General features: G+C 67.4%; 11 protein-coding genes. 4 read left to right on the top strand and 7 right to left on the bottom strand.

The features are described from left to right. Both EOA60_RS37555 and EOA60_RS13025 read left to right on the top strand, forming a co-directional pair. Positions 1–256, top strand: a 256-nt coding sequence (locus tag EOA60_RS37555; protein WP_164899286.1) for a hypothetical protein, incomplete at its 5' end; no start/stop codon positions are given. A 15-nt stretch (positions 257–271) separates the two neighbouring features. Continuing rightward, entirely contained in the window at positions 272–841 is a 570-nt protein-coding gene (locus tag EOA60_RS13025; RefSeq protein WP_127335538.1) for a DNA-3-methyladenine glycosylase, read from the top strand. An 18-nt stretch (positions 842–859) separates the two neighbouring features. Here EOA60_RS13025 and EOA60_RS13020 read toward each other — a convergent pair whose 3' ends face one another. Next, the gene (locus EOA60_RS13020) at positions 860–1,150 is read right to left on the bottom strand and encodes a DUF982 domain-containing protein (protein ID WP_095783366.1); all 291 of its coding nucleotides are present in this window, start codon (positions 1,148–1,150) and stop codon (positions 860–862) included. A gap of 149 nt (positions 1,151–1,299) precedes the next feature. Here EOA60_RS13020 and EOA60_RS13015 point away from each other — a divergent pair, with 149 nt between their 5' ends. After that, positions 1,300–1,659 (top strand): hypothetical protein, encoded by a 360-nt coding sequence (locus tag EOA60_RS13015; protein ID WP_095824602.1) that lies wholly within the window; start codon positions 1,300–1,302, stop codon positions 1,657–1,659. A 92-nt stretch (positions 1,660–1,751) separates the two neighbouring features. On the opposite strand, the gene EOA60_RS13010 is transcribed toward EOA60_RS13015, so the two are convergent. Further along, on the bottom strand, positions 1,752–2,354 hold the full coding sequence (locus EOA60_RS13010) for a cupin (RefSeq protein WP_095824681.1): 603 nt from the start codon (positions 2,352–2,354) through the stop codon (positions 1,752–1,754). A 217-nt stretch (positions 2,355–2,571) separates the two neighbouring features. Here EOA60_RS13010 and EOA60_RS13005 point away from each other — a divergent pair, with 217 nt between their 5' ends. Next, positions 2,572–3,096 (top strand): hypothetical protein, encoded by a 525-nt coding sequence (locus EOA60_RS13005; RefSeq protein WP_127335539.1) that lies wholly within the window; start codon positions 2,572–2,574, stop codon positions 3,094–3,096. Between the two features lie 61 nt (positions 3,097–3,157). Here the strand turns inward: EOA60_RS13005 and EOA60_RS13000 are convergent, their stop codons facing one another. The 5 genes from EOA60_RS13000 to EOA60_RS12980 form a co-directional block, all read right to left on the bottom strand. After that, positions 3,158–4,354, bottom strand: a complete 1,197-nt coding sequence (locus EOA60_RS13000) for an arabinose transporter (RefSeq protein ID WP_095824604.1) — start codon at positions 4,352–4,354, stop codon at positions 3,158–3,160. Positions 4,355–4,363: 9 nt separating this feature from the next. Next, a complete protein-coding gene (locus EOA60_RS12995) occupies positions 4,364–5,380 on the bottom strand; it encodes a zinc-dependent alcohol dehydrogenase family protein (protein ID WP_095824605.1) in 1,017 nt (338 codons plus the stop codon). 28 nt (positions 5,381–5,408) lie between these two features. Then, positions 5,409–5,804 (bottom strand): cupin domain-containing protein, encoded by a 396-nt coding sequence (locus EOA60_RS12990; protein WP_067321846.1) that lies wholly within the window; start codon positions 5,802–5,804, stop codon positions 5,409–5,411. 19 nt (positions 5,805–5,823) lie between these two features. Continuing rightward, positions 5,824–6,294, bottom strand: a complete 471-nt coding sequence (locus tag EOA60_RS12985; RefSeq protein WP_095824606.1) for a cyclophilin-like fold protein — start codon at positions 6,292–6,294, stop codon at positions 5,824–5,826. Next, the coding region (locus EOA60_RS12980; RefSeq protein ID WP_164899285.1) for an MFS transporter at positions 6,291–7,065 on the bottom strand (775 nt) is incomplete at its 5' end. The genes EOA60_RS12985 and EOA60_RS12980, both read right to left, overlap by 4 nt.

Here is a 7,065-nt window from a genome sequence, read left to right as displayed (position 1 = left end):
GGAACCCGCTTGGGGTTCTTCGCTGGCGCGGCGCTATCGCGCGGAAAAGGTCCGCGAGGTCGGCGACCGGATCATCAAAAACCAGCTGGCGCGGCACCGGCGCGAGATCGCGCCCGACCTCGATCTGCGCGATGCGGCGGCGCTCATCGAGACGCTCCTGGAGAACGTGGTCCACCGCGCCATCGAACGGCACCCGGCCAGCGTCGCCAGCGAACGCGCGATGGGCCAGTGCCGCAGGATGATTATGGCTATCTGACGAGCGTTGACCGCCATGCCGCCTAGCACTCACGCCGACCAGCACCACAATTTCTTCGCGCGCGAAGCCGTCACGGTGGCGCGCGCCTTGATCGGCGCGCGGCTCGGCCTCGCCGGCGTCGGCGGCATCATTGTCGAGACCGAGGCCTATCGCCCCGACGATCCGGCCTCGCACAGCTATCGCGGCCGCACGCCGCGCAACGCGCCGATGTATGGCGCCCCCGGCACGGCCTATGTCTATCGCTCCTACGGCTTGCATTGGTGCCTGAATGCGGTGTGCCTGCCGGGCAGCGCGGTGCTGATCCGCGCGATCCAGCCGCAGTCCGGCATCGCCGCCATGCGCGAAAGGCGGGGAACCGACGATGACAGGCTGCTCTGCTCCGGCCCGGGCAAGCTCTGCCAGGCGATGGGTGTCGACGGCTCGCATAACGGCCTGTCGCTCATCGCGCCGCCCTTCGAGTTTGCCGCCTCGGAAACCAACGCGGCCGCCATCCTGAGCGGACGCAGGATCGGCATCACGAAGGGCGTGGAGGCGCAGTGGCGGTTCGGCCTCGGCGGTTCGCCTTATGTCAGCCGGAAGTTTTGACAGATCGATAGCGATCGATCACGCCGCCATCCATTCCTGCGCGGCACGCGCCGCGGCCAGTTCCATTGCTTCGGCAGCGAGAATGCCGCGCGACCTCGCGAACGCTTCGAAGGCGACGCGTGCGGCTTCGGCATCCTGTTCACCCGCGACCGCCGCCCGGCACAGCGCGAGGGTCGTTGCGTAGGTCGGGCTGCGGCTGCCCGTCCATTCGTCGAGAAACTGATAGGCCTCGAAGACGGTGTTTATCTCGCGCGGAAAGCCGAGCCCGACGAAGATTGCGACGGGCTGAGAGAAACGCTTGGCGGGCATTGGTGTGGGCTCCATGAGGTAAGCTGCTTCGACAACGCGCGTCCCGCAGGCCGGTTGCAGCTCGAAAGCGATTTTGGTTCCCGTCGACGGATGCTTGCCCGAAGCCTCCGTGTGTGTTTTCTCGCCCGCACATTAGGAAAGGCTTGCGGATGCGAATCGCAATGATCCTCGCGCTCAGCGCGGCGCTGGCTGGATGCGTGACCTCTCCGGTCGACTACGGAGCGAAGCTGTCGCAGCAGGACCCGAAATGGGCCTCGCCGGACTGCCAGCAGGCCCGCATTGCGGCCTCGGACTACGACGCGCGCGAAAAGGAGCACCCCGGCTGGGGTTTTGGCGTGCTGCTCGGCCCGTACAGCATGGGGATGGTGGCAGCCGTGAAGGAGCATGAGCAGCAACAGCGACGGCTTCTTGCCCGCCAGGTGCACCTGCAATGCTCCAGCCAGCCGTTGCCCAAGGAGCTGGATTTCGATCCGGCAACCTACGCGCCGACGAAGACGCAATATCCGTAGGCGAAAGCGCGCCGCTACGCCTGCAAATCGGCGGCCGCTGTTTCTTGTTGAAGGCGCAGGTGGGGATGGCCACGCTTGATGGATGCTTGCATTCAGCGTTCGCCCCACGCCTTCAGCAATGGTCCGTCGCGGCCATAGACCGGGTCGTTGCGCGGCCGGCTCACCTTCGGGATCATGCGTAGCGCTTCCGCGTGCTGCTCGGGCTTGGTGCATTCGTCATAGGTGCCGGAGGGCGGATAGGCGCCGACGACGAGGAAATCGTCGGAAGCCGAGAGCCGCTGGTGACCGGTGCCGGCCGGCAGGACCGCGACGTCGCCGGCCTTGACCGTGAGCGCGCGGCCCTTGTCGCCGCCGAAGCGCACCTTGGCCGTGCCGCGCGCAATGCCCAGCACCTCATGGATGCGCGAGTGGTAGTGGACATAGTCGTAGATGCCGTTGCGCCAGCTGCCGCCCCAGCCATTCGCCTTGAATAGCTCCTCGAAGACGGCTGCCGGATCGAGATCGTCCGGCAACGTCACGGCGCCGCGGTAAACGATCAGCGGCCACGACGGATGGTTCGGAACCAGGCCGTCGTCCTTGAAGCGGAACGCATTGGCTTTCCTCTGCCTTACCAGATCCGCGAGCCTGGACGTGCCCGGTCTTGCGATCCCAGTCAGCTTCTCCGCTGCTTTCTTGATGCTCTCGACAATGCTCAAAGCCGGGCCCTCCATAAGTGCCGCTTGCACGCCTTGCGACCTCGGCCGACCGAACTCAACCCGTGGGGACAGCCTTGGTTCCAGAGGTTGGCGACGCCCGCTCGTCACGAGCGACCCCCATTGCTTCCCGGCATCGCAGCGGTCAAGCTGCGGGAGGTTGCCGGCATCCCATGCGCGACGCTGGCAATGGCCGCGCGCCCTTCCCGAGGAGTTCAAAATGCGTGCATTTTGCCTTTCGACCATCGGCGTTTTCGTTTCGGTGCTGCTTGCGGCATCCGCCTTCCCGGTCCTCGCTTCAGGCAGCGCGGCGAAGGGCCAAAATCTCCATCGACTGTGCCGCCAGGTGAAGAACGACGATACGATCCGCGCCTACTCGCACGAGCTCTACGGCGGCACGGTCAAGGCGTTCAGGAAGCTCTTTCCGGACGCCAAGGGCGCGCCGGCGGAATCGGAACTGCAGGCGCAGGCCAACTACCGCTGCATGAACGGCAAGGTGCTGGCCTGCTTCGTCGGGGCAAACCTGCCCTGCGCCAAAATGAACGCCGCGCGCGACAATCCCGGCGCGGACGAATTCTGCAGGACCAACCCGAATGCCGACGTCGTGCCAGCCTTCGCGACCGGTCACGACGCGCTCTATTCCTACAAATGTCTGGACGGCAAGGCGGTGGTGACCGGCGAGACCTGGGTGCTCGACAAGCGCGGCTTTGCCGCCCGGTTGTGGGCCGAAGTGCCCCGGCACTGAGGCTGACCGAAGAGCCGATCTGACGACCTGCAGAGACGGCTTAGCGGCGGCGCGCTTTCCGTTACATCCTTGCCCGGGCTGACCTGCGGCGAAGCAAGAGCGCGATGGCCAAAGCCGGAAGTGCCGCCGCGGCGGCGGCGAGGAAGACGAACCGCAGCCCGGCGGACGCGGCGATCAGGCCGAGCGCCGGGCTGCCGAAGCCGAGCGCCACGTCGAGAAAGACGGTGTAGAGTCCCATGGCAAGGCCGCGGCTGCTTGCGGGGAGATGGGCGACCGCCTCGGTGCCGAGGCCCGGATAGACCAGCGAGTAGCCGAGCCCGGTCAGGCCCGCTCCGATTACCGCGACGAGCGGCCCCGGCGCCAGCCAGATCGATAGAAGGCCCGCCGCCTCGACCACCACGAAGATGGCGGCGACGCGGGCGCCGCCGAGACTGTCCGGCAGGTGGCCGAAGCACAGCCTTGCCGCGATCAGCGATGCCGCATAGGCGGTGAAGGGAAGCCACACCGGATGCCAGCCGCGCTCGGCAAAGAGCAGCGCTGCGAAGGACAGGATCGCGCCATAGCCGAGGCTGCTGAGGGCTGCTCCGACGCCCGGAAGCCAGACCGCTTGCGCGACGCTCGTCCAGGACTGCCGCGCGGCGCTGCCGGCGGCCTTGACGCGGCGCATCGGTAGAGTGGCGAGCAGTGTTGCAAGGGGCAGGACCATTGTGGCAAGAGCGATCGCGGCGAAGCCCCCGGCTTCATAGAGCGCGGACCCGATCGGCGCGCCGAGCGCCAGCGCCGCGAACATTGCCATGCCGATCCAGGCGATGACCTTGCCGGAGTTCTGTCCGCCGGCAAGCGCCAGGCCCCAGGCGACGCCGCCGGTGATGATGAAGCTCTCGGCCGCGCCCAGCACGGCCCTGCCGACGAAGAGCACCGTCGCGGACGCGGTCGGCTGAGCGAGCAAGGCCAGCGAGCCGAGATAGATAAGCCCGGCCAGCGCGGCGGCGACAAGGCCGACCACGACGGCGCGCTTGCCGCCACGCAGATCAGCATAGTTTCCGGCACCAATGCGCGACAGCAGCGAGGCGACGAACTGGCTGCCCGTCACCAGCCCGACGGCGAACGGGCCGAAGCCGAGCCTGTCATGCAGATGCAGCGGCAGGACGGGCAGCGCCAGGCCGATGAGCAGGAAGCCGGCAAAGATCGCCGCCATGATCGGCACCAATCTCGCCATCGTCCGGCTTTCATCGGCTGCAGTGCCCGTCGCGACCATCGCCGGCGCCTAGACCTCGAGCATGACCTTGATCGCGCGCCGCTCGTCCATGGCGCGGTAGCCTTCCGCGACCTTGGTCAGCGGCAGCTTGAGGTCGAAAACCTTGCCGGGCTTGATCCTGCCCTTGAGCACGCGCTCCATCAGGTCGGGCAGGAAGCGGCGCACCGGCGCCGGGCCGCCCAGCATGCGCTTCTGGCCGAAGAACAGTTTCTGGCCGTCGAAGCTCACGCCATGCGGCACGCCGACATAGCCGATGGTGCCGCCGGGGCGCGAGCAGGCCAGCGCCTGGTCGAAGGATTCGGCCGTACCGACGCATTCCAGCACCGAGTCCGCGCCGACGCCCGCGGTCAGTTCCTTGATGCGGGCGATGCCTTCCTCGCCGCGCTCGGCCACGATGTCGGTCGCGCCGAATTCGCGCGCGAGTTTCTGGCGGCTCTCGTGCCGGCTCATGGCGATGATGCGCTGCGCGCCCATCTCGCTCGCCGCGAGCACGCCCATCAGGCCGACGGCGCCGTCGCCGACGACGACAACGGTCGATCCTTCGCGCACCTCGGCCGCATCCGCCGCATACCAGCCGGTGCCGAGCACATCCGAGACGGCCAACAGGTCAGGCACCAGGTCGGCCGGCGGAACCTCGGAAGTCGCCACCAGGGTGCCGTCGGCCAGCGGCACGCGGGCATAAGGCGCCTGCGCGCCCGACATGAACTCGCGTTGCACGCAGGAAGACTGGAAGCCGAAGCGGCAATGCGGGCAGGTGTTGTCGGAGAGGCAGAAGGAGCCGACGACGAACTGGCCGGGGCGCACGTTGCGCACCTCCGCGCCGACCTCGACGACGATGCCGCAATATTCGTGGCCCATATGCATCGGGCGATCGATCGGCTGCAGCCCGCGATACGGCCACAGGTCCGAGCCGCAGATGCAGCTCGCCGAGAGCTTGATGATGGCGTCCGTCGGGCGAAGGATCTTCGGGTCCTCGATTTCCTCGCAGCGGATATCGCCGGGCTTATGAAGAACAGTTGCGAGCATTTTGCTTTCCTTTTCGTTCGATCGGTGATCAGGCGCGGTAGTCGGCGTCGCTGACATGTTCCAGCCAGTCCACGACCTTGCCGTCCTTGACCTCCTGGAGGGCAATGTGGGTCATGGCCGTCTCGGGAGACGCGCCGTGCCAATGCTTCTCGCCGGGCGCGAACCAGACGACGTCGCCGGGGCGGACCTCCTCGAGCGGCCCGCCCTCGCGCTGCACGCGGCCACGGCCGGAGACAACGATCAGCGTCTGCCCCAGCGGATGCGTATGCCAGGCGGTGCGGGCGCCGGGCTCGAAGGTGACCTGCGCGCCCTGCACCCGGGCGGCATCGAAGGGATTGAAGAGCGGATCGATCCGGACCGTGCCGGTGAACCAGTCGGAAGGCCCCTTGCCGGACGGCCTCGTGCCAGCGCGAAGAATGTCCATGGTGATCTCCTTTGCGTTCTCAAATGCGTTCGATGCGCAGCGGGAACTCGCCGCGTATGTGCAGGGCCTCTTCGCCCCCGTCGAAACGGCCGAGCCTAATCAGCCCGGGATGGCGGTAGTCGGCGTAGAACATCGCCAGATTGCCCCAGGGCACGAAGTAGCAGAGGTCATAGGGCTGCTCGTTGCCGAACGGGCCGCTGCCCTCTTCGGTCAGCTTGCGCGGCAGATAGGCGATCTTCTCGTTATGCGCGTAGTCGTCGATCGTGAGATCGAGCGGCAGCATGGAAAAGAAATCGCGTGCCGAAGGATTGTCGTAGAGCGTGGCCGTCATGGTTCGGCCATCGAATGTCATTCTGATCTTCATGTCGGCGGGTTCCTGGCTGGCCGGGCCCCTGCCCTGCTGGCTGCGGGCGCGCCGCGGCAGGAGCGTTGATGCGAGCGCGGCGCCGAGCAATGCGCGGCGACTGAGCTTGGGATGGCCGGTCGTCATGGCACGGCCCTCCCGCCCATGCGCGATGCGGCGAACGCGGCGAGCGCCGCTCCGCAAAGCAGCGCCGCGCCGAAGGCAAAGGCTCCCCACCAGCCGACCGTGTCGAAAAGCGTGCCGCCGATCGCAGCGCCGCCGGTAATGGCAAGCTGGATGACGGCCACCTGCAACCCGCCGCCGGCCTCCGCGTCTTCAGGCAGCGTGCGGCTGAGCCAGGTGCCCCAGCCGACGGGCGCGGCCGTGCCGAAGAAACCCCAGACGAAAAGCAGCAGGGCCGTGGGAAGGGGTATTGCGCCGAGGGCGATGAGCGCGAGCGCAAGCACGGCCATGACCAGCGGAATGACGATCAGGATGCTGAACAGACGCGCGCGCAGCAGCCGGCCGATGCACCAGGTGCCGCCGACGCCCGCGAGCCCCATGACCAGCAGGATCGCCGAAAGCGTCGCGACGTCGACCTGGGTGACCCTTTCGAGGAAGGGACGCAGATAGGTGAAGAGCGCGAACTGGCCCATGAACAGCATCATGACCGATGCCATGCCGATGGCGACCGGAGGACGGCCGAGAAGAGCTAGGCTGTTGCCCGGCCGCTTTCGCCGGCGCGGCGGGAGCGGTGGCAGGCTGAGCCACTGCCAGACGAGCGCCAGGAACCCGAGCGGCACGACCAGGAAGAACGCGCCGCGCCAACCGGCATAGGCCCCAAGCAGGCTGCCCAGCGGCGCGGCAATGGTGGCCGCGACGGCGTTGCCGGCGTTCAGCATGGCGAGGCCCTTAGGG

This window comes from Mesorhizobium sp. M1A.F.Ca.IN.020.06.1.1 (assembly GCF_004023265.1).
Lineage (GTDB): Bacteria > Pseudomonadota > Alphaproteobacteria > Rhizobiales > Rhizobiaceae > Mesorhizobium.
This window is presented reverse-complemented; position numbering and strand designations above follow the sequence as displayed.

Coding starts and splice junctions, on each gene's coding strand:
- EOA60_RS13000 (WP_095824604.1), bottom strand. CDS start 4,354: ATGGTCGCGACGGGCACTGCAGCCGATGAAAGCCGGACGATGGCGAGA.
- EOA60_RS12990 (WP_067321846.1), bottom strand. CDS start 5,804: ATGGACATTCTTCGCGCTGGCACGAGGCCGTCCGGCAAGGGGCCTTCC.
- EOA60_RS12985 (WP_095824606.1), bottom strand. CDS start 6,294: ATGACGACCGGCCATCCCAAGCTCAGTCGCCGCGCATTGCTCGGCGCC.
- EOA60_RS12995 (WP_095824605.1), bottom strand. CDS start 5,380: ATGCTCGCAACTGTTCTTCATAAGCCCGGCGATATCCGCTGCGAGGAA.
- EOA60_RS13005 (WP_127335539.1), top strand. CDS start 2,572: ATGCGTGCATTTTGCCTTTCGACCATCGGCGTTTTCGTTTCGGTGCTG.
- EOA60_RS13020 (WP_095783366.1), bottom strand. CDS start 1,150: ATGCCCGCCAAGCGTTTCTCTCAGCCCGTCGCAATCTTCGTCGGGCTC.
- EOA60_RS13015 (WP_095824602.1), top strand. CDS start 1,300: ATGCGAATCGCAATGATCCTCGCGCTCAGCGCGGCGCTGGCTGGATGC.
- EOA60_RS13025 (WP_127335538.1), top strand. CDS start 272: ATGCCGCCTAGCACTCACGCCGACCAGCACCACAATTTCTTCGCGCGC.